Consider the following 23,223-nt stretch of genomic DNA (forward strand, 5'->3'; position numbering starts at 1 on the left):
CTATGCCAGTTCCAATACCTTTATGATGCTTTTTGCGCCCAATAGCACGGTCAATGCCACGATTATGATGGCCACTAGATTTTGCAAACGGTTGTTGCTGTGCGCTCCCATCAATTGTTTTTTGTTTACCATCCAAACCAATAAAAAGGCAATGGCCGGCAACAATATGCCATTGGCAATTTGTGCAAACTTGATCACCTCAATGGGCTTAATGCCAAATGACAGGAAGAAAACACCCAATGACAAAATGGCCATCCAAACCAACCGAAAACGCCAATCGTGCAGCTTAGCTTTCCATCCAAAGCAACTATTTGCCACATAGGCAGCTGCCAATGGCGCCGTTATGGAAGACGTGATTCCGGCCGCGAAAAGGCCTATCCCCATAAAATATCGGGCCACCTCACCATACAAGGGTTCAAGTGCCATTGTCAAGTGCATTGCGTTGGTGACCTCTTCTGAAGGAATTGCCGCCGCTGCCACCACAATGGCCATCGATACCAGTCCGCCTAAGGCAATGGAGACCACCGTATCGGTTCTGGCAGCTTTCAGATCGTTCTTTGACTTCCATTTCTCGTTGACCAAAGAGGCGTGTAAAAAAAGGTTGTACGGTACAATGGTGGTGCCTATCAATGCCATGACGGTCAATAAACTTTCACTGGGCATTGTAGGCACAAATATTCCTTTCAAAAGGGCTATCAGATCAGGGCCCGTTAGAATTGCAGTACATAAAAAGGAGATGCTCATAAGCGCTATAAGCGCCATAAAGACTTTCTCCAAAAACTTATAGCTGCCCCACCATAATAATATAAAGGATAAAAAACCAACTACGTACGGGTGGTACATGGTATGGTTTTCTCCAAAAACGGCCTCCAGGCCCAAGGCCGCCCCACCGATATTGCCCGCTTCATAGGCAGCATTGCCCACTAAAATTGCGCCGAGAACAATCGTGATCACCAAATACCTGATTGCTTTTGAGGGCAGTTGGTTGTTCAGCGTATCGGCCAATCCCATTTGGGTAACGATTCCTAATCGGGCGGCCATTTCCTGTAAAAACATGGTGGCCAGTACCGATAGCAGTACCGCCCAAAGCAGCGCATAACCGAAGCCAACCCCCGCCAGTGTGCAGGCCGTAATGGTGCCCGGACCAATAAATGCTGCAGCGACCAATGCACCGGGCCCTATCTTTTTGAACATGCTAACGCGTTTAGTTTGTCAATATAGCGATACAATAATATTCGATTTGAGGTATTTTCCACAAAACTGTGCATTTCATCTAAAAATGGAGTGTTGTTCATCGATCCAACATACGATTTTTTAATTGATGAAGTTATAATAATCCCAAATCTTATTAAACCAACTAAAACGAGCCTGCTTGCATGACATGTAGAGATTGTAACAAGAATATCGGCTATCTGGCGCACAAAGAGTCAATGGATTCGTTAGGAGTAGAACTTTGCTCACGCCACACCCGATTGATCAAAAAAGTAATTCTCAACCACGGAACCTCGTTGGAGGCCGTACAGCTGTTCTACGCACTTAAAGAGGCCGGTGCCAACCCCATGCTTGAATGGTGGGATGGAAAGAAATCGGTCGACATAGCCATCTCTCGGGTAAAGCTCAATATCGAAATCGATACGGAGTACAAAATGATTACCCACGAGCAGGCCATCAAAGATCTTGAAGAGGCAATGCATTCGTTCAAGAATGGCTTTACTACCATTAAAATACCCCATGTGGTGGTAAAATACTACCTGCAAGATACCGTGAAGAATATTTTGGGAATCATAGAGGGCCTTAAGGAAAACATTAAGGTCATCAAATAGCATGATGGGCTAGCCCAACCAACCTTCCCTGTCCAGACTGCGATACTGTATCGCTTCGCTGATGTGGTTGCCGTTTATGTGCGCAACGTTTTCAAGATCTGCAATGGTTCTTGCCACCTTTAATATACGGTCATAGGCACGTGCCGAAAGATTTAGGCGTTCCATGGCATTTTTGAGCAGTTCTTTCGATGCATCATCCAATATACAGAACTCGCGAATCTGCTTACTGCCCATCTGTGCATTGTAGTGCACATTGTCCAATTCTTTGAATCGTCGGGTCTGCAGGTCTCGAGCGGCCATGACCCGTTTTCTGATCTCAACACTGCTCTCGCCTTTTCGGTCTTCTGATAATTTTTCAAAAGGTACGGGGGTCACCTCGATATGAATGTCGATCCTATCCAACAACGGACCCGAAATCTTGCCCAGATACCGTTGCATCTCGGCCGGTGAAGAGGTAACAGGTGCGTCAGGATCGTTAAAATAACCGCTCGGACTAGGGTTCATGCTCGCCACCAACATAAAACTGCTCGGGTAAGTGACTGTAAATTTAGCCCTGGATATGGTCACCTCCCTATCTTCCAACGGTTGTCGCATCACCTCGAGAACACTTCTTTTAAATTCTGGCAACTCATCTAAAAACAATACCCCGTTATGGGCCAACGAAATTTCGCCAGGTTGCGGATAGGTGCCTCCACCGACCAAGGCCACATCTGAAATGGTGTGGTGCGGACTTCTAAAAGGCCGCTGGCTCATCAACCCCATATTCTTTATTTTACCGACCACGCTGTGTATTTTAGTGGTTTCAAGTGCCTCATGCAGCGTCATGGGCGGTAGAATGGATGGCAATCTCTTGGCAAGCATGGTCTTGCCAGCCCCTGGGGGACCTATCAAAATAATGTTGTGCCCCCCTGCCGCGGCAATTTCCATACAGCGCTTAATGCTCTCTTGGCCCTTTACATCTGAAAAATCGAATTCAGGAAAATCGAGCTGCTTAAAAAATTCGGCCCTTGTATCAACAATGGTTTCTTCAAGTTGCGCGCCTATGTCAAAAAAATCAATCACCTCTTTGATGTTTTCGACGCCGTACACTTTCAAATTGTTCACGATAGCCGCTTCCTTGGCATTTTCCTTTGGAAGGATAAATCCCTTGAAACCTTCCTTTTGGGCCTCAATGGCAATAGGAAGGGCCCCTTTAATGGGTTGTACTGTTCCGTCCAAAGAAAGCTCGCCCATAATAAGGTATTGGCCAATATCCTCCGATTTAATTTGCCCTGAAGCAGCCAGAATACCCACTGCCAAGGTCAAATCGTAGGCAGATCCTTCCTTTCGAAGGTCTGCGGGTGCCATGTTGATGGTAATCTTTTTACCGGGAATCTTATACCCATTGTTCTTAAGGGCGGCCGCAATACGATAGTTACTTTCTTTAATGGCATTATCAGGCAGGCCTACCAAATGGTATCCGATTCCTTGGTCTACATTGACCTCTACCGTTATGGTCTGGGCATCGACACCAAAAACGGCACTGCCAAAAACTTTTGTGAGCATAGTCAGTGTTTGCCCCTAAAATATAGCATTTTAATTATTTATGGGTGTCTTGGATTTGGTTACGACAAACTCCTTTTTGATGGAAACTGGTTTTCCGTAGGTGGTAAAGCCCTCCAAATAAATATCAAAATCACCTGTTATGTCCGAGGTATAAAACTCAAAGTTGGCTTCCGTTCCGCTCAAATCAACCTGCGGTTCCCATAGAAGCAATCGTCTATAATCAGGAATCCTTCGATTGATGTCGGATTCCTGTGAATAGGATTGCCTAAAGTAGTTTTTTTCAGTTTTTGGGAGCTCAAGGTCACTTACGATTGAATTGTTACGCTGGAACCCGTCATAATAATCACCATTTACGGTTTCTATGGATACAATGCCCTGGTATTGCTTGGCACCCAAGATCAATTGATCACGAAGAACCTTAATGGTCTTTACCTGTTCTGCTTTAAAATCCTTTATACTACCGTGATCGGGAATGAACACCCCATCTATCAAAACAATGGCAGGATAGTCGTTATAGGGTTCGTTGAACTTTTCGAAATCTTGTGCCACTCGAATATAATCATGGCCATCTTTGCCCGTTCTGTACCCAACCGTATTTAGGATCTCGATCAAGGTTTCCTGCAAGGTTGGAAATCTGGTGTACTCATCAAGATTGAACACCTCAGGAACTCCACCGTCAAAGGGGTCTATAGGATCTGGTTGCAAAATGGAATCGGGCTTTACCTCAAAATAGGCATTCTCAATTTGGTTTTGGATGCTGCGTTCTTTTATTGCCGCTGCATCTGAAGGGTCAATGGTGAAATTACCAAACTTCATTGAATCAAATGGCAAATCTTCCTGTCGCCCTATGTCAATGCTATACTCGCCTTGGTCAAGAACTTGAAAAATTGTAAGCGGCGTTTTATATTCTTTTCTCAAATAGGTGAAAAAATATCCGTTTTGGTCTGTGGTGGCCAATTTTAGCAAAAACTCTTGCCCAGGGACCGAAATGATTACCTCTTTACCAACCGCTGGAAGATTATTGATATCATCGATAACCCTGCCGAAAATGAGTTCGCCCCGCTGTTCCGGTAGAAAAATTGAATCACCAATTGTCTGTGGTATCCGCTTATTGACCGATAAATATCTATCTGTAAATGTCTCGGCGTCCATTCTAGGTCTGACGGCCAATTGTTCTATTTTTTTAACGGCTATCGAATACTGGCCATGGCCTAGATTGCCTTTATAATTTCGCAAGGTAAGCATCACTTTTTGCCTGGTTACAAAGGTTAGGGTGTCAAGTTGCAATTGTAAAAGGTCGTTTCTTTCCTCCTGTTTTAGGTCTGGATCTTTTCTGTCGTTACTTTTAACGCTTATCTCTTTGTCTTGGGCATTTTGCCTTAAAATAGCGGATTGGTCTGCCAGATAAGGATTTACAATGGCAATATCATCTTTAAAGACTTGTGCCAGTCCACCATTTTTCATCCATTGGGTGTAGGCCACCAGTTTATAGTTTCCAGAAGGCACGTCGGTATTGATGAAGTGGTCACTTTGGCCCATGCCCTTTTCCAATCTGATCTTGTGCTCAAAAACGGGTTCACCCTTGTCGTTCACCAAACTCACATAGGCCATTCGGCTGATACTGCTCAATTTGTTGGTCTGGGCATTTATGCAATATAGTTTGTAGTAAAGGTACTCCCCGGAGAAAAGTAATGGCGATGAAGCATGGACGTACATCTTCTCCATGGGCACCTTCTGAAGGTTTAAAAGTTCGGTGCCATCGCTTATTTTATACTGGGCATTTGCCACTTGAAAGCCTACAAACAGTATTATGAACACTATTCTTTTCATAGTCTTATATTATTCTATCCAAAAATCCGGTACTACATTTTCACCGAGCAAAGTACAATCGCCACATATTCTCGCCACATATTTATAGGGACCAGGACAAGAGCCAATATTTTCATCGTTATTTCCCGTATAAGTGATCAATCCGAGGTGAACCCGTTCAATTATCGATTGCGGACAGTGGTCTCCACCATCAGGTCCACTGGCGCAATAAGACCTGTGAGACTCTGGAGAGCTGTGCTCCCCACAATTAAATGGATATGGCGGCAGTTCTTCCCCAGGAAAAAAATCGACATAATCAAAAAAGATACGCTCTTCAGAAACACTCACCGCCTCTACATAGCCCAATACATTCTCTGGGTTACCATCTTTTCTTGTAACATTCGCTACCAAGGCCCCCGGTTGTATCTGCGAAAACAGGCTTTCGGTTTCGGAGAATTTCTTCAAGGTTTCATAAAATGAATAAGCCTCGATAGATTGTACCAACTGCCTCACCAATATGCTGTAACGGTGTGAAATGATAAAATCATTGCGGTCGATGAACCTGACCTGAAAGCGCTCAACATTTGGGGCGGCATTGCCCGTGGTACTGACTTGTTCAATGGTATTGGACTGTACAGTATTATAGCAAACCCTGTTCTGTACGGTTCTGGGTACTATTTCGAGATTATAGGTAGGCTCTGGCAGTGCGCATGGATCATAATTGGTCAACAAAAAGTCTTCATCGTCCCAAAAGGGGGCGATTATTTTGTAGGTTTCCTCGTAAGTATAGCGATAATTCATGGGCATACCATCTGTGGGTTGACTATCGACATAAATGGCAATACCTTCAATCCCCAAATCGCTAACGGTCCGTTCGGCATAAACATCTGTTATTTCAGAAGTTCCTTTGATTTCAAGTGGTTCTGAAACATACTCTTTTCCATCCGCAGTAGTAATTTCCATACGGTATACTAGGTCGTTCTGCAGGGCAAACGGTTGTTCAGATAAATAGGTGCCCGATTCGGCTTCAGAAAAGCCAAAATCACTGCCGTCTGATCCGATTACCCTTATGGAAGCGTTTTGTTCGACATTGACCGAATCCCTTGGGCCAATACCCAAAGGAATAAAGGGGTTGTAAATGGTATCGGTCTCTAAATCGAGCCTAATATCAGAACGGCTCAAATATACCTTTTGGCGCTTGAATTCGTCTGTAAGGGTAGCTTCAACCACCAATAGTCCTTTTTCATTGCCTTCTCTGACGGTTGAAAAGTCAAGCTCTTTAACACACGAAATAAAAGTTGAAATTGCCATAAAGGACAAAAGGGCGTTTAGAAAGATATTGATCGTTTTTATTTTCATTATTATATCCAATATTTGGGAACGGCAAGGCCACCATTACAACAGATAACCTTCCTGTATGCATTTATTAAAAAAAGTAAATGTTGAATTGGGTATTTCATTAAAATTTAAAATTGTAGGTTATCGATGGCACGGGTATGGCGAAAATGGAACTCTGCAATGCCTTTACCTCACCTGCTTCTGTCACAAAGAACACCGAATATGGATTGTTTCTTCCCAATACATTGTACACCGAAATCGTCCAAAAGCTATGTGCCAATTTGTTCTTTCGGTGGTTGCCCTCGATGTTAACGCCGATATCTAAACGGTAATAATCTGGAATCCTGAACTTGTTGCGGTCGCTGTAGAACACAAAGTCAGAATTGTTGAACCGAAAGGTGCCGATAGGGTATGTTACTGGCCTTCCCGTTTGGCACACAAAGTTCATAGAAATGCTATACCTACGTGTTATACGGTAGTTCGATATCAGGCTGACATCGTGTGGCTTGTCAAAATTAGATGGAAAAAACTCGCCATTGTTTATACGCTCTTCGCTAAAGTCGCTATCAAACTTGTAGAATGATCTTGAATAGGTATAACCAAGCCAGCCATTGAATTTTCCACGTTTTTTCTTGAGCAAAAACTCTATCCCGTATGCCTTGCCTTCGCCCTGTAATATTTCGGTCTCGACATTGCGGTTCAAGAACAAGTTTGCGCCTGTTTTGAAGTCAAGAACGTCATCCATCCGTTTAAAATATCCTTCTAAACTGAGCTCATACATGTTGTCATTGAAATTCTTATAAAGACCCAAAGAGGCTTGGTACCCTGTCTGGGGACGTATGTTAAGGTCAGAGAGCTTCCATGTGTCGATTGGTGATACCGTGGTGTTGTTCGAAAGGGTGTGCACAAACTGATAGGCATTGTTAAAACTTGCCTTTACCGATAAATCCGGTCTGAGAAAATATCGACCTGAAACCCGAATCTCTGGTCCGCCATAGGTTTTAATTACCTCTCCACTGCCATATTGTACCGTGTCTCTAACCGTGGCTTCGTTCTTGGGCTGGCCTTCGCTATAAGTTCGCTGAGAACCACTGCCCAAAGCGGCAAAAAAGGCATACCGTAACCCCACATCAACGAGCAACTTGTCAGACACCTTAAATTGATCACCGATAAAAACAGCTGCTTCAAAGGCCTGTTCACGATCAATTTCAATCTGTTGCACATCAGATTCGGGGCCGTTGGGTTCTTTACTGCCCGGGTTCACTGAATAATATTTTGAGGTGATGCCGTAGTCAAGCGTATGGCGGTCATTCAACAGGGTGCGCAGCTTGTACTTCAACTGTGTTTCGTTAATGCCATAGTCAAGTTCGAAATCAGTGTTTGATTCCCCGTCAAAATCAATCCCAAAGCGGTAGTCACTATTTCCAACGAAAAGGACCCTGTTTGTTTTGTCGTTTAATTTGTGGTCCCATCGAATAGAGGCAAGTCCATTACTGTAATGATAGAGAGAGTCTGAGGTAATGCTAAAATCGTCACGGCTATAATAACCCGTGGCCTTTATTTCATTGTTATCATCTATGCGATGATGGTATTTTACAATACCGTCAAAGAACGAGGCGTTTCTATTGTTAAGGGATTCGTCGTCCAAGGAACGTAAGATCCAATCGGCATAGGCGCCCCTTGCCCCCACCACCAATGACGATTTCTCTTTTTCAATAGGAATCTCAAGTGCCAAATTACCAGTTACCGGGCCTATGGAGCCCTCTCCTGAAAATTTCTCCACATTGCCATTTTTTGTTCTGATGTCGAATACCGAAGAAAGCCGCCCGCCAAACTCAACAGGCACACTGCCTTTGTAGATGTTTACCCCTTCTGTGGCAAAGGGGTTCAGGGCTTGAAATATGCCGAAAAAATGCGTGGGGTTGTAAATGATAGCATCGTCGAGCAAAATGAGGTTCTGGTCGGTTTTTCCACCACGCACATTGATACCGGAAGCACCTTCGCCCGCAGAAGAGATTCCCGGTAATGTCTTGGCAACTTGTAAAATATCGCGCTCGCCAAGTACCAACGGAATGTTCTTTGATTGTTCACTTTCAATCTTTTCGCTTCCTGTAACCGCATCTTCAACATTACTTGCCGCATCAGCCTCTACCACTACCTCTTTCAATTGTTCGACCCCTTCCTCAAGATAGAGATCAAGGGTGCCGTCGTTGTAAATGATGATTTCGCGTTCGGCATCTTCTATTCCCATGGCGGAAGCGCTCAAAACATGGTATCCAGGGGGTAATTTAAGTTTATAGTTGCCATTTTGATCGGTAATCGTAACTTGATTTGCTCCCCTGACCCTGATGGCCAGATCAGATATGGGCTCTCCAGATTCTGTATTGATGGCCCTACCACTTAGTTCAAAGCTTGTTTGGGAACTGGTTCTGTCTGCCTTGCCAATAGCAATTACTTCTTGTTCGCGCTTTTTCTGCCGAACTTCATCGTTGAAAAAAACAGGGGGTGGCCTCAGGCCTATCGGTGTGGCCGTTGGTTCACGCCCAATACTATCACGGGCCTTCCCAAAAAAGTCTTTGGGCAGTTCATCGTAAACGAGCGTGTTCTTCAATAAAAACACCTTATTCTTTTTGTCGGTAATGTAAAAGTTAAGGTCACTTTCGTCTAAAATCTTTACAAGGGCAGACGACAAGGGCTCATCAATAAAAGAGGCCGTTACGTTCTTATCGGCAAGCCATTCATCCAAAAAATAGAAATAACTGCCCGATTGTCGTTCCAACTCTAGAATGGCCTCTTTTAAGGAAGTATTTTCGAAGGTGGCCGAAACAGATTTTTCTTGGGCATTCAACAATCCGATTGTGAACATTAAAATAAAGAAAAACTTTTTTTTGGGGGCAGCAAAACTGCCCATTAAGGATAGTGAATGGTGCGGCATTTAGAATCTTGAGAATTAGCTATGTCTCCAAGATACTAAAAAGTGGCAAGGTGTTCTGATATTTGATGTCTCGATTTAATATTTGATACAAGCTGCTACTTTTCAGGAGTGAAAATCAGCAAATGCTGAGATTTTTCCTTTATCTCCTCCTCATTCATCATCATCTTTTTGAACTCGCCGTTTACGTACATTTCAGCCTGATCCCTGTAGTGTTTGCTCAGGGGGTTGCCCGATTGCCCCGTGGGCAATATGCTCAGTCCGTTCTCGATATCTGAAAAATCTATGATCCGCCTAGTAGAAGGACCTGAGCTTACCCTGTAATAAAGCGTGCTGTCATATGGGAAACCAAGATTGTTAATGACTTCACGACTACCATGAATGGGAAATGGCCCAACATTAAAGAAACTTTTGAGCGCCTTTACTTGCCCAATCGGATGGCCATGCTCAAGGGTGTGTACCTTTTGCCATTGCCACTGCGATATGTCGTCACCAAAATCTTCTTGCAGCGACTGCCAAGCCTGCATGAACGATTTTAACACAATTTCATACCGGGTCTCTTTTTTGTCTGGGGTGGTCACGTCATCCCACCAAATACCCTCATCCCTTCTGGCGCCTGGGGCAATTTGCCTTTTTAATAGGTGGGTAGACAAAAATTGTTTGAACTGTTCAGGCCCCAGCTCATCTTCAAAGGTGTTCTTCAAAACAAAATATTCACTACGATGGTAAAAAGTGCCTGCTATCGATTCGAGAGGGTAATCGCCTTTCCAGTTCTTCAACTCATCAAGCAGCATCACTTGGTTTTCATTCAACTCTCGAACTTCCATGTGTTTTATAAGGTCTCCGATAATTTCGGGGTTGACGCTGGAGGTTACGTCCAAAATCATTTCGCTTACAGCTTCTTTGTCCCAGTCATCCTTGCCCTCCAAGAGTTGTACAATTCGCTTTGCGCGGTTCTCAGGGAGGTAATATCCCGGATATAACATTCCTGCTATCGAGTCGGGCTGGTTGTTTGCTGAATATACATAGTGCCAAGGTGGATTGATGGCTTGGGGATTCTCTGAGAAATCAAGATAACGAAGTGGTTCTTGCTTGCCAGAGACACCGTCTAGAATCAATTTGGTAGACAGGCTGTCAGGCATTTCATAGAGTTTGGCAGCGGCCCACCATGCCACATTGCCCTCGGCATCTCCGTACATAACATTAAGGCCAGGGGCATGTATTTTCGGCAGTGCTTGGCTGAACTCTTCGATATCGGTGGCCATGGTAATGCCATACAGTGCATCCAAGACCTGATTTTCTACTTTGGTGTAGATCCAAGACATGGCAACGGGCCGTTCACCCGAAACTTGGTCGGCAATACCATTTAGTACGGGGCCATGTCGCGTTTTCTTATAGGAGAAGGAAAGCTTGTCCCCATCTTTGACCTTAATGGTCTTAGTGACGAATCCATAATTTTCAAAACCTTTTTCAGTCTTATATTTTGTGGAATCGGAAGGATGGTTTTCCTCGTAATAAAAATCAATGTCATCGTTCTCGAACATCGTCATGCCGTATGCCAGTTGACGGTTATGCCCCAATAACGGAAAGGGCACCCCGGCCAAATGATAACCATATTTTTCGTAGGTAGGGGTGCTGACATGCGCCTCGTACCAAACCGATGGCTGGGCAAAACCAATATGGGGGTCATTGGCAAAAATGACCTTGCCGTTCTTTGTTTTTTCGGGAGCTATTACCCAACTATTGCTTCCCTCGAATTGTGGCAGGGGTAATTTTTCAAGGGCTTCGGTCGCCATGGCCGTTATGTTCAAGGAAACCGAATCAATTTTTTGTGGGTTATAGTTTTTGATCCATACCGTAGCTGTGTCAGATGCCACGGCCAACTCGGCCAAATAGGCATCGCCCCACTTGTTCTTGATATTGGTCAACAAGGGATCGGTCTTATGGGCCATGGCAAAGCTAAAGGCCATATAACCCACTGAGTTGTAGATGTCTTCTAAGGTGAATGGTGTCTTGTCCAATCCTGTAAAGTAGAATTCCACCGGTGTGGGCCCCTCATCGATAAACTGGTTTATACCATCGAGATATGCCTGCGATAGTCTTACCATTTCGCCGTCCATATCAAGATTCGCAAGGGTTTCGTTAGTATGCTCGTCTATCCCCAGAGATAGAAAGAACTTATCGGTCTTGACCAAGTCGGGGCCAAATACTTCTGAAAGTCCTCCTTTGGCGACCCTACGCAGCAATTCCATTTGCCAGAGGCGGTCTTGGGCATGAACATAGCCCAGCACACGAAAGGCATCTTCATTGTTATTCGCGTATATATGTGGAACGCCATAGGTGTCAAAATACACTTCTACCGGCTGCTTGAGCTGAGGCAGTTCTTTTTCACCTTCGTAGGTGGGGGTCAGTGAGTTGATAAAAATACCCCCGGCCAACAAAAAAACACCCAGCAATACCAATAGCACCAAAAGTGCCTTCTTCAATCTCTTCATCTACTTTAGTCGGTTAGATAGCGCAGATTAAAAATACTGCAATTTTCGGGAGAGGCAATGATGTTTTTGAATTATCTATCCATGACCACTTGGTAACTGCCGAGCCCCGAGCGTAACCATTCTTCGTAGGCCGCTGCATCGGTATACTGAACGGCGGGGGCAAGAACTTCTAAATCAGGGGAAAGCAAAACATAGTATGGCTGTGAGGCCACATTGAAATTGACCGTCTGAAAGGTGCCCCATTTTTGACCGACCGTTTCAATACGTTTAATGCGGCCAGAGTCATATTGAAAATTGAACTGTTCGGCCTCGGGCAATTTTTTACGGTCATCAACATAGAGTGAAATCAAGACATACTCGTCTCGCAACAAGGGATAGATGTCCTGGTCGCTCCAGACATTCTCTTCCATACGTCGGCAGTTCTCACACCCCCACCCGGTGAAATCGAGAAGAATGGGCTTGTTCTGCGATTTTGCTACCTCCAGTCCCTCTTCAAAGCTCTTGTAGCACTCAAGGCCCAAAGGGCAATCGGTTTGTTTCTCATAAACACTATAGAACTCAGGCGGCAATATGCCACTTAAAAGCGATAGTCTACTATGCTCGGTATTGGTCAATCCGGGAATCAGATAAACGACAAAGGCAACCGTCAGCACCGCAAAAGACAATCTGCCGAGACTCAATTTCTTTGGAATAATATCTTTTGGGAACTTGATCTTGCCGAAAAGATAGAGCGTCTGAAAAACAAAGATGCCGATCCATATCGCCACAAAGAGTTCACGTTTGAGCAAGCCCCAATTGCCCACCAAATCTGATTTGCTTAAGAATTTAAATGCAAGGGCAAGCTCTAAAAACCCGAGAACCACTTTTACCGTGGTCATCCAACCGCCCGATTTGGGCAGCGAATTCAACCAGGCCGGAAACAGTGCGAAAAGTCCAAAAGGCAAGGCCAGGGCCAAACCAAAGCCGGTCATGGCCGATGATAGATTGGTGGCCACGCTGCCTTGTGCCAAGGTGGTACTTCCTAAAAGCCCCCCCAAAATGGGGCCGGTACATGAAAAGGAAACTATGGCTAATGTCAACGCCATGAAAAAGACTCCGAGCCCACCGCCCACTTTTGTTGAAATACTGTCCATCTTATTGGCCCAAGAGCTTGGCAGGGTCAGTTCATAATAGCCGAAGAACGAAAATGCGAAGAACACGAAAATGGCAAAAAAGAAAAGGTTGAGCCAAACATTGGTAGATATAGTGTTTAGAATTTGCGAATCGACCGATTCAAAAAGATGAAAGGGCAAACTCAGTAAAAAATAAATAAACACGATAAAAAAGGCGTAGAGCAGTGCATTTTTGATTCCTTTTGAGCGGTTGCCAGTGTGTTTTGTAAAAAACGAAACGGTCAATGGAATCAATGGAAAGACACAAGGGGTCAAAAGAGCGATCAGTCCGCCCAAAAAACCGAGACCGAAAACCACCCAAATGGCATTGTCGCCTGATGAGGTGTTCAGCGCACCCTGTGTGAGCAATTCCCTGTTCTTAAGGTCTAGCCGTAGTTTGGCGGCCATGACCTGGCTGCGCTCATCCAACTGTTCAGTGGTGGCTGCCACAGCACTGCCATCAAGCGAAACCTGAAAGTATTCGTCTTTGGGTATACAGACTTCTTTGCAAACCTGATAGGATAAATTAACATTAACCTGTTTTACATTTGGGTCCAACAACCGTATGCGCTGCGTAAAAACAGCCTTCCCTTTAAAAAAGGTCTCGTATATCTCAAAAACATCGCTGTATTCTGTGATGGTCTCGCTCTCTTTGGCCTCACCAATAAGTTCATAATCTTCCCCTACCCTTTCAAAAGTGAACTCACTCGGAAAAGCGCCCCCTTCAGGGGTGTATTGTGAGTAAACATGCCAGCCATCGGCAATCTTGCCCTTAAATACCAATTCATACTCCAGATCCGAAATCTTGTTGACATCGTACGACCATAGCACGGGGTCCTTGTCAGATTGTCCCCAGACATAGGCCATGCCCATCAAAAAAATCATACAGACTGTGAAAAGTTGCTTCATAACAACGTAAACTTTAGAATTTCCCGTGTTTTTGGGGTAACCTTAAAACGATTATCGGCCCTTTTGCCGATTACCCACACGATTTGGTTGCCCGAACACAACAGCCATTGTTTTTGTTTGGCAAGAATGTCCATTTTCTCATCCTTGAAAAACTTAGACACCTTTTTTTTGCCTTTCATTCCAAAGGGGTAAAAATAGTCGCCTTTTTGCCACTTCCTTAACAATAACGGATAGTTTAACGTTTCCTTATCAACATACAGCACATTTGGTGGTTCAGGTGTAATTTTATCCACTTGGCATATCCTTAATTTTATGGGATGTTCAACCACACGTTGGTCTTCGCCAATTTCGTACTTCGCATCGTCTTTTTCGGCTTTTACCGATAGCAAGAGATGTTCCCGATCTTTTACAAGCCTGTGTGTTGCAGAGACAACCTGTTTTCCGCTCATGGCGTTCAACAGTTCCAAGACATTGTTCCATTCCGTAAATCCGTAGTCACCCAGAATAAGGTGTAGGTGTGCCCCTTGGGGCTCCAATTTTTTTAAGGCGCTGATCTGTATTCTGACGGTGTCGCCCGATTTTTCGAACAGTTCTTTCTGCAGTTTTGCCTTATAGGATTTCAATAATGCTGATGAATCGGACAAATGCTCTTGTGTACGTTGGAAATTTTCCAAGAAGGTGGGATGCAGTTCTTTAAGCCCCCCAATCAGTTGGTACCTGATCTTGTTTCTAAGATATTTGGTGTCGGTATTGCTGCGGTCCTCTCGCCAAGCGATACCGTTTTTTTTGGCATAGCCGACAATATCATTTCTGCAAAAGGGAAGCAAGGGGCGCACTACCCCGCCATTTTGCTCTGGAATGCCCGTCAACCCATCAATGCCGGTGCCCCGCGCCAAATTGATCAAAAAAGTCTCCAGATCATCATCGGCATGGTGGGCCGTCAACACATAAGCCCCCTCTTTATTCTGCAACAATTCAGAAAACCAGGCATAGCGCAGTTCTCGGGCGGCCATTTGTACAGAGCCGCCGTGTTGGTTGATATACCCCAAGGTATCAAAGGCGCGCACAAGAAACGGTTTGTTCAATCGATGTGCCAGCTCTTCCACGAATCGCTGATCCCCATCACTATCTTTTCCGCGAAGTTTAAAATTGCAATGCACCAAGGAAAAATCCATTTTAAGTGCTTGACAGAGATGGGCCAGCACCACGCTGTCCACTCCCCCACTACAGGCCAACAGAAAGTCATCTTCCAACAAAAACGGAAAGCGTTTTTCGATATGTTCTTTAAATCGCTTTAGCACGCTGCAAAACTACAAAAAGCGAAAAGAGGAAATTTAAAACGACAAGAGAACAGATCACAGCTTCCAATCGAAAGTGGGCTGCAGTAAAAACAATTTTCAACTATCAATATTCGATAAAAACTAAAAGCTCAAAGTTTAAACGCTTCGTGACCATTCGTGCAATTCGTGTCCAGCATAAGTGAACAATTAGCAGTAAACAGTTTGCGATGGGCGGTATTCAGTAATCAACTATAAATCACAAACCATAAACCTCGTAACCCGTAACCAATTTTCGCGCTAATTCGTGAAATTCGTGTCCATCATCAGTCAACGGTTGACAGTGAACAGTAAGCGGTAATCCATAATCAGCAAAGACAAGACAAAAGAGACCGGAAACCAGAAACAATAACAACTGGGGACTACCCCTCCAGCACACTGCGCATGGCCTTGGCCTTTACCAAGCACTCTTGGTATTCCTTTTCGGGATTGGACTTTGCCGTGATGGCGCTGCCTACGGAATAGGAAATATATTTTTTTTGATGGTTGTACAGTATGCTTCTGATAACCACATTGAAATCAAAGTCACCCTCAGGGGTGAAGTAGCCCACTGCACCACTGTAAAGGCCTCTCTTGGTCTCTTCCAATTCTTCAATGATCTTCATAGCAGAAATCTTTGGGGTGCCCGTCATGCTGCCCATCGGAAAGGTGTCTTTTATAATATCAACAGGATTGACGCCTTGGCCAACCCTACAGCTGATGGTTGAAACCAATTGATGTACTTGTCGGTAAGCGTATACTTGGCACAGTTCTGATACCTCTACCGATCCTTTTAGGGCCCTCTTGGATAAATCGTTTCTGACCAAGTCGGTTATCATAATGTTTTCGGCCCGCTCCTTTGGGTCGTTGAGCAGGCTTTTTTTCAGTATTTCATCTATTATAGGGTCGTCAGACCTGGGGGCCGTACCCTTAATGGGCTGCGAGATTATGGTATCGCCCGTTTTTTTAAGATATCGCTCTGGTGAGGCACATAAAAGATACTGGTCACCTAGGCGTAGGTAACTGGCGAAAGGTGGCCGTGAGATGGCATTGAGTTGCAAATAGGTCGGCAAGGGCGCTATTTCGGTATCCTCAGAAAAAAATTCTTGGCAAAAATTGGCCTCATAAATATCACCACGGTGAATATAGGCCAACAACGCCCGGACTTTTTCAAAATAGGCATCCTTATGTATTCTGAGCCGTACCTTTACGTTGGTCGAGGCCTTCCCATTGGTTGAGGTGGCCCCATAGCCAGAGATGGTCTCAAAATCATTTTGTACCTCTCTTTCTAAATTTTGGGGATACAAAAATTCCACTTCATCATTGGTAATTCGAATGATTTTTCTTGGGCAAAAAAAATGTAGCGGCGCAAACTCCAGGCCATCATGGTTGTTCGATTGCAATGCTTCCAATTCATTTTTTACATCATATGAAATATAGCCCACGAGCCAATCGGCCTTTCCTCCATCGGCATGTAACCGGTGTTCGAGACTGTCAAGAGACTGCAACAAAAAATCATCATCGGTGCCCACTGCCAAAAGGGCCTCAAAAGAAGAATAACTATCGGTATGCCCATTGCTGTCAAACCAAACTACTTTGTTGTATTGCTGGGCCCAGCCCAAAAGGTGTGCTTTGAACTTTTCAACATTTTTAACCTGAAAAGAGCGCCTTATTCGCACAAAAACTGTTTTTAGAGCATTGAGAGAAACGTTTGCAAAGCCTCAGAGTGCTGGGCCCTCAGCGCATCATCCACAATGCCTTTCTCCATGTCGAAATTATCATTGAAGGAGGGCAATGAAAAAGTGGCAGCAATCGTGCCGCCGAAGCGCTCGAGCATGGACCGCGAGGCCTCAAGCGAACCTTTGCCCCCTCGCCGACCAGGCGAGGTAGACATGAGCAATAACTGGGTATCGAGCAAAAACTTTCGTTCAATTCGTGATAGCCAATCCAAAAGGTTCTTAAAATACGCCGAAGGGTAGCTGTTGTGTTCATTTACCGAAAGTACCAACCCGTCCGCCGTTTGTATGTCATTTTTGAGTTCAATCAACGAATTTGAATACCCCTCCCGTGCCTCTAGATCAACACTGAACATCGGAAATGGAAAATTTGCCATATTGAGCACTTGAATTTTGTGATCGGCAATCAACGATACGGTATGTCGCACCAATTTGTAGTTGATGGATGTAGAAGAATTGCTACCGGCAAAAGCTAAAATCTGGGCCATAAACGTATTTTTAAGATTGCGCTAAAATACCCCAAAACAGTTTCAGTTGCTTGAATTTTAGCTACTTTTGCACCGGAAGACATCCAAAAAGGTTGTAAAACAAGTATATAGAGGGAAAGCAATTGCCATGACCAATTCTACTCGATTATATTTTATAGATACCATGCGGGCATGGGCCATCTTGATGATGTTACAAGGGCATTTTATTGATGGCTTGCTAGACCCTGTCTTTAGAAACCCTGAAAGTACCCTTTACAATATCTGGCTCTATTTCAGGGGGATCACGGCCCCCGTATTCTTTACGGTATCTGGTTTCATATTTACCTTTCTGCTGATACGCGTGCCCCAATTGGGTTGGGAGAATCCACGGGTGAAAAAAGGAATTAGACGCGGATTGCAACTGCTACTGATAGGCTACCTGTTGCGGTTGAACCTGTTCGGACTTCTGAAAGGCCAATTGTACGATAGCTTCTTTTTGGTGGATGTGCTGCACTGCATCGGACTTTCTATCATGGCCATAACCGGGGTATATTTATTGACCATCAAAAAAAGGAAATACCTTTTTCCCTTATCGCTACTGGGCATTTCGGTGTTGCTCTTCTTGTTCGAGCCCCTTTATAAGCAATGGTCGTTCGGTTTTTTGCCAGATGCGATGGCCAATTATTTCACCAAGGCGAACGGTTCGGTTTTTACCATCATTCCCTGGTTGGGGTACACCGCTTTTGGCGCCTTTCTTTCCATTCTGTTTACCCGTTTTAAGGAAAGTAAATTTCTTTACCCGGTGGCCATTGTTGCTTCGTTGGTGGTTGTTCAGCTGTTGATACGATTTTCTTCAGAAGCTTTCATGGCCCTTCATGAAGCTACCGACGTCGAATTGTTCAAGCTCATTTACGCGAATAATTACCTTTTTATACGCTTGGGAGATGTACTGGTGGTTTTTGCCCTCTTTATGATGATTCGAAAGTTTTTGGTGCACCAGGCCTTTTTGAAGATCGGGCAGAATACCTTGGCCATTTACGTGATTCATTTTATTGTTCTCTACGGAAGCTTTACCGGGCTGGGGCTTTACAAGTTCTTACACCATGGATTGACGCCGACTATTGCCATAACAGGGGCCATTGCCTTTATGGTAATCTGTACCTATGCGGCATTGCAATATGACAAGCACGAGACAACTATCAAGAAGCGATTGGCGACCGTGGCCGAACAGGTCAAAACACAGGCAGTTGCTGCATATACGGCCTCTATTCCCCTTGTTCGTGAGCTGGGCTACCAACTCAAACTACTCTTGAGAAGGGTCTTTGGGGTCGTCAGAAACTAAAAAAGGACCGTACATACGGCCCTTTCATCCAATTAAATTCTTTACATCACAGTATCAGACCTCTTCTACCGGAGCGTCAGGGGCATTTTTCTTGACAGATGCGATACCGTTCTCCATACCAGATTCATCGGCATACATTTGACTGCTTCCGATTACCTGCCCGTTACCGGCCTTTAGGTTGAAGTAATGCTTGCCGTTTTTTGCCGTTTTACGTTCAAAACGCGCATCGTCCTGTGAATTTTTCCTAACTGATTCGATACCATTTTCACAAGCGGCTTTGGTGGTATAACCCTCGCTGCTCAAAATGACTTGCCCATTGGCCGCTTTCAGGTTGAATCTAAATTCTCCAGAATTATCGGTTTTAACTTCAAATTTTCCCATTGTAATAGTTTTGTGTTTGCCTAAAGGTATCAATTAAATCAAAAATGAAACCGATAAGTTCTAAATTTTTATCAGCAATCTATCAAATATGCAACGCCCGATTATCTGTGGCCGCCAATGCAGCTTCTTTCACTGCTTCGGCATAAGTGGGGTGTGCATGGCTCATTCGGGCAATATCCTCTGCAGATGCCCTAAATTCCATAGCAGTCACCGCCTCGGTAATCAAATCGGCGCAACGTGCCCCAATCATGTGGACGCCGAGAACCTCGTCCGTATTCTTGTCGGCCAATATCTTTACAAAACCATCAATGTCCATACTGGCACGGGCACGCCCCAGGGCACGCATGGGAAACTGCCCTACCTTATAAGACACTCCAGCTTCTTTTAGTTCCTCTTCGGTTTTGCCCACAGCGGCCACTTCGGGCCAAGTGTAGACCACACCGGGTATCAAGTTATAATCGATATGCGGTTTCTGGCCTGCCAACTGCTCGGCGACCAAAACCCCTTCCTCTTCCGCTTTATGCGCCAACATGGCTCCTTTTATGACATCACCAATGGCATAAATGTTCGATATATTGGTCCGTAGGTGCTCGTTGACCTCAACCCTACCGCGGTCATCCAATTTTACCCCGGCGGCTTCTAGGTTCAATCCTTCGGTATAGGGCCTTCTGCCGACCGACACCAGACAATAGTCTCCCTTGAAAGTCACCTCTTGTCCCTTCTTATCGTCTGCCTTTACAATTACTTCGTTGCCTTTACGCTCTACGGACTTGACCTTGTGCGACAGGTTGAATTTTACCTTTTGTTTTTTCATAACCTTCATCAGCTCTTTCGAGAGGGCGGCATCCATCGTGGGGATAATCCTGTCCATGAACTCGATGACAGTCACCTCTGCACCCAATCGGCGGTACACCTGGCCCAATTCAAGACCGATTACCCCTCCCCCAATAACAATCATGTGCTTGGGAATTTCCTTGAGCGATAAGGCTTCCGTTGAAGTGATGATTCGTTCTTTGTCCAATTTAATAAAAGGAAGTGTAGAAGGCTTTGAGCCCGTGGCTATGATAATGTTCTTTGCCTCAATGGTCTCTGGCTTGCCCTTTTCTTTTGTGATTTCTATATGGGTCGCATCCTTGAAGCTGCCCAGACCATGGTAGACATCAATCTTGTTCTTATCCATCAAAAAGTCAATGCCCTTGGTCGTTTGTTCCACCACAGCATTCTTTCGGGAAATCATTTTTTCAAGGTTTACCTTAACCGCTCCCGGAATTTCAATACCGTGTTCCTCAAAATGCTTTACCGCTTCCTCGTAATGGTGCGAAGAATCAAGCAGCGCTTTCGAGGGAATACAGCCTACGTTCAAGCAGGTGCCACCTAGGGTATTGTACTTTTCGACGATGGCGGTTTTCATTCCCAATTGGGCACAACGAATGGCCGCTACGTAACCTCCTGGTCCAGAGCCGATAATGGCTACATCATATTGTGACATAGTATATGTTTTCAGATTTTATGCATTGATGCCAATGCATTCGAGAAGCACAAAAATACGAATGTTTTTGCTTTCTGGAAGAATCAACCCACCGGTGCCAAAGGAAACTTATGGGCGGCCAGACAACCCGACCACAGGCCCATCATCAAAGCAATGCCCAAACCGGTTTCATGCCAAAGAGGCCCGCTCATGGCATCCCAGAGAACCACAAAAAAGAGTTTGCCCACAACAAACGTCGACATTAAGATGTGGGGCAGAAAATTACTGCGCACCACAATCAATGACGCCATAAAGCCACCGACAAGACCTGCCACAAATATTCCCAAAGTGCCCAGAAGAAGTTCAGACCTTGAAGAAGCGCAATAACTTAGACCGTCTATCAGCACCTCTTGTACCAAGGTTGTATAGAGCCAAAGGCTAAAAATACCAACCAAAGAGGCAATAAACGTTATCAAGATTTTGGTTCTTCGTGCCATAAGGATTACGGCCCAACGTTTTCTGGATTCACTGACACACCCCACAGACCGGAACCCAGAAAACAATAACCGTTCGTTTTTTGATTGGCTTTCAAATTACCAAGTTTAGACAAACGATGTTTTTAGTTTAACACGGCTTTAGGTTAAAGTTTCTTAAAGAAGCAAGGCATTTAATGTTTTTTAGATATGGATGGCCGTAGTGTGCTTTACCTCACTGATCACAAAAGAACTTTGGGTATTGCCGATATGGGGAATGGCGGTCAATTTCGAGACCATGAACTCACGGTATGCCTCCATATCCTCCACATGTATTTTCAAAATATAGTCATGGTCGCCACTGGTGTGGAAACATTCGGCCACTTCTTCAAGCTTTTGGATTTCGCGTTCAAAATGCAGTACATTTTCCTTTATGTGCTGTGCAAGCCGCACATGGCAGAATACCGAGAATTGGCGGTTCACCATTTTTTTATCGACCAATGCCACATATTTTGAAATGACACCTGTACGCTCTAACCGTTTGATACGCTCGTAGACAGCCGTATTCGAAAGGCCAAGGGCATCAGCATACTGTTTGATCGTTTTCTTTGAGTCTTCTTGCAGCAGTTGCACCAATTGCCGGTCATTTGCATCTATAGCCATATGGATTATTTTCTAATCACCCGTATTTTTTGCAATGAAAAAAGATATTTATTTTACTTAACTCTTTTTTAATAGAAATATTTTCTAATATAATGAAATATAGTTGATTTTAATTCTTATTTACGATATTTTTATATACTAAAATCAGTACTATGGATTATAAGGCTGCCAATAAGATTCAAGATTTACAGTATTTCGGTGAATTTGGTGGGGTGAATCCCTCCATTTCTGATTCATCAACCTATACTTTTCTTTCAGCAAAGACCATGTTCGACACTTTCGAGGGCAATACAGAGGGCTGTTATCTGTACAGTCGCCACTCATCTCCCTCAAACCTGTACCTGGGCGAAGCCATGGCAGCCCTTGAGGGCACCGAAACGGCCAATGTCTATGCCAGTGGCATGGGAGCCATCAGTGCCGTGATTTTTCAACTCTGCGACGCCGGCGACCATATCTTGAGCAGTCGTACCATATACGGTGGCACCTACGCCTTTATGAAAAACTTCTTGAGAAAGTTTGATATCAATACTTCCTTTGTGGATATCACCAATCTTAAAGCCGTTAAAGACAGTATTGGGCCTAAAACCAAAATGATCTATTGCGAAGCGGTTAGCAATCCCTTATTGGAAGTGGCCGATATAGAGGCCCTATCAAGATTGGCCATAAAACATGGTATTCCACTGGTGGTCGACAATACTTTTTCGCCCCTGAGCATCAGTGCGGCCCGGTTGGGTGCCGATATTGTCGTGCACAGTCTTACCAAGTTCATCAACGGCAGCAGCGACTGTGTGGCCGGGGCCGTATGTGCCTCGAAAGAATTCTGCCTGCAGCTAAAGGATGTCAACGATGGGGCGGGCATGTTGCTGGGAAGCACACTTGACAGTCTTCGTGCGGCCTCCATCCTAAAAAATATGAGAACCCTCCACATCCGTATGAAAAAGCATAGTTCGAATGCCCTTTATCTCGCACAGCGGTTTGAGGAAGACGGCCTAAGGGTCGTATATCCGGGGCTTGAATCACATCCGGGCCATGAGGTCATGAAAAGGCAAATGGTAACGGAATATGGTTTTGGCGGACTCATGACCATCGATGTGGGGTCCATTGACATGGCCAATGCCCTAATGGAGTTGATGCAAAAAGAAAACCTCGGATATCTGGCCGTGAGTTTAGGCTTTTATAAAACCCTTTTCAGTGCCCCGGGCTCATCTACCTCTTCAGAAATTCCAGAGGAAGAGCAAAAGGAAATGGGACTCTCAGAGGGGTTGATCCGTTTCTCCATTGGTCTGGACAATGACATTGAACAAACCTACAAAGGTATGCGCCGTTGCATGGAAGAATTGGGTGTGCTAAAGCCACAGATAGCGTAGCGTAGTGA

17 protein-coding genes are annotated in these 23,223 nt (G+C 44.7%); 3 read left to right on the forward strand and 14 right to left on the reverse strand.

Going from position 1 to position 23,223, the window contains the following annotated elements:
* Nucleotides 1-1,194 carry an Nramp family divalent metal transporter gene (locus tag VC82_RS14500; protein WP_045803001.1) on the reverse strand — a complete coding sequence of 398 codons (1,194 nt, stop codon included), beginning with the start codon at nucleotides 1,192-1,194 and terminating at the stop codon, nucleotides 1-3.
* Between the two features lie 182 nt (nucleotides 1,195-1,376).
* Here VC82_RS14500 and VC82_RS14505 point away from each other — a divergent pair, with 182 nt between their 5' ends.
* Complete coding sequence (locus VC82_RS14505) at nucleotides 1,377-1,823, forward strand: hypothetical protein (protein WP_045803002.1); 447 nt, start codon at nucleotides 1,377-1,379, stop codon at nucleotides 1,821-1,823.
* 9 nt (nucleotides 1,824-1,832) lie between these two features.
* Here the strand turns inward: VC82_RS14505 and VC82_RS14510 are convergent, their stop codons facing one another.
* From VC82_RS14510 to VC82_RS14550, 9 genes are all read right to left on the reverse strand, one after another.
* A complete protein-coding gene (locus VC82_RS14510; protein WP_045803003.1) occupies nucleotides 1,833-3,368 on the reverse strand; it encodes a YifB family Mg chelatase-like AAA ATPase in 1,536 nt (511 codons plus the stop codon).
* A gap of 30 nt (nucleotides 3,369-3,398) precedes the next feature.
* Nucleotides 3,399-5,198 (reverse strand): hypothetical protein, encoded by a 1,800-nt coding sequence (locus VC82_RS14515; RefSeq protein WP_045803004.1) that lies wholly within the window; start codon nucleotides 5,196-5,198, stop codon nucleotides 3,399-3,401.
* A 9-nt stretch (nucleotides 5,199-5,207) separates the two neighbouring features.
* Nucleotides 5,208-6,536 (reverse strand): DUF4249 domain-containing protein, encoded by a 1,329-nt coding sequence (locus VC82_RS14520; RefSeq protein WP_045803005.1) that lies wholly within the window; start codon nucleotides 6,534-6,536, stop codon nucleotides 5,208-5,210.
* A 100-nt stretch (nucleotides 6,537-6,636) separates the two neighbouring features.
* A complete protein-coding gene (locus VC82_RS14525) occupies nucleotides 6,637-9,381 on the reverse strand; it encodes a TonB-dependent receptor (RefSeq protein WP_045803493.1) in 2,745 nt (914 codons plus the stop codon).
* Between the two features lie 164 nt (nucleotides 9,382-9,545).
* Complete coding sequence (locus tag VC82_RS14530; RefSeq protein WP_045803006.1) at nucleotides 9,546-11,942, reverse strand: penicillin acylase family protein; 2,397 nt, start codon at nucleotides 11,940-11,942, stop codon at nucleotides 9,546-9,548.
* A gap of 71 nt (nucleotides 11,943-12,013) precedes the next feature.
* On the reverse strand, nucleotides 12,014-14,002 hold the full coding sequence (locus tag VC82_RS14535) for a protein-disulfide reductase DsbD family protein (RefSeq protein WP_045803007.1): 1,989 nt from the start codon (nucleotides 14,000-14,002) through the stop codon (nucleotides 12,014-12,016).
* Complete coding sequence (gene tilS, locus VC82_RS14540) at nucleotides 13,999-15,303, reverse strand: tRNA lysidine(34) synthetase TilS (protein ID WP_045803008.1); 1,305 nt, start codon at nucleotides 15,301-15,303, stop codon at nucleotides 13,999-14,001. Before tilS ends, VC82_RS14535 begins: the two co-directional genes overlap by 4 nt.
* A gap of 398 nt (nucleotides 15,304-15,701) precedes the next feature.
* On the reverse strand, nucleotides 15,702-16,997 hold the full coding sequence (locus tag VC82_RS14545; protein ID WP_045803009.1) for an anthranilate synthase component I family protein: 1,296 nt from the start codon (nucleotides 16,995-16,997) through the stop codon (nucleotides 15,702-15,704).
* 11 nt (nucleotides 16,998-17,008) lie between these two features.
* Nucleotides 17,009-17,542: an NADPH-dependent FMN reductase gene (locus VC82_RS14550; RefSeq protein WP_045803010.1), complete on the reverse strand. Its 534-nt coding sequence runs from the start codon at nucleotides 17,540-17,542 to the stop codon at nucleotides 17,009-17,011.
* A 127-nt stretch (nucleotides 17,543-17,669) separates the two neighbouring features.
* On the opposite strand from VC82_RS14550, the gene VC82_RS14555 reads away from it, so the two are divergent.
* The gene (locus VC82_RS14555) at nucleotides 17,670-18,863 is read left to right on the forward strand and encodes an acyltransferase family protein (protein ID WP_045803011.1); all 1,194 of its coding nucleotides are present in this window, start codon (nucleotides 17,670-17,672) and stop codon (nucleotides 18,861-18,863) included.
* 54 nt (nucleotides 18,864-18,917) lie between these two features.
* Here VC82_RS14555 and VC82_RS14560 read toward each other — a convergent pair whose 3' ends face one another.
* From VC82_RS14560 to VC82_RS14575, 4 genes are all read right to left on the reverse strand, one after another.
* Nucleotides 18,918-19,244: a YegP family protein gene (locus tag VC82_RS14560; protein WP_045803012.1), complete on the reverse strand. Its 327-nt coding sequence runs from the start codon at nucleotides 19,242-19,244 to the stop codon at nucleotides 18,918-18,920.
* A gap of 82 nt (nucleotides 19,245-19,326) precedes the next feature.
* Nucleotides 19,327-20,733, reverse strand: a complete 1,407-nt coding sequence (lpdA, locus tag VC82_RS14565; protein ID WP_045803013.1) for a dihydrolipoyl dehydrogenase — start codon at nucleotides 20,731-20,733, stop codon at nucleotides 19,327-19,329.
* Between the two features lie 83 nt (nucleotides 20,734-20,816).
* Nucleotides 20,817-21,209, reverse strand: a complete 393-nt coding sequence (locus VC82_RS14570; protein WP_045803014.1) for a hypothetical protein — start codon at nucleotides 21,207-21,209, stop codon at nucleotides 20,817-20,819.
* A 180-nt stretch (nucleotides 21,210-21,389) separates the two neighbouring features.
* Nucleotides 21,390-21,848 carry an Lrp/AsnC family transcriptional regulator gene (locus VC82_RS14575; protein ID WP_045803015.1) on the reverse strand — a complete coding sequence of 153 codons (459 nt, stop codon included), beginning with the start codon at nucleotides 21,846-21,848 and terminating at the stop codon, nucleotides 21,390-21,392.
* Nucleotides 21,849-22,000: 152 nt separating this feature from the next.
* Between VC82_RS14575 and VC82_RS14580 the strand changes: the two genes are divergently transcribed.
* Nucleotides 22,001-23,215 (forward strand): aminotransferase class I/II-fold pyridoxal phosphate-dependent enzyme, encoded by a 1,215-nt coding sequence (locus tag VC82_RS14580; protein ID WP_045803016.1) that lies wholly within the window; start codon nucleotides 22,001-22,003, stop codon nucleotides 23,213-23,215.
* Nucleotides 23,216-23,223: the final 8 nt, after the last annotated feature.

Source organism: Flagellimonas lutaonensis, from assembly GCF_000963865.1.
In the GTDB taxonomy this organism is placed as follows: domain Bacteria; phylum Bacteroidota; class Bacteroidia; order Flavobacteriales; family Flavobacteriaceae; genus Flagellimonas_A; species Flagellimonas_A lutaonensis.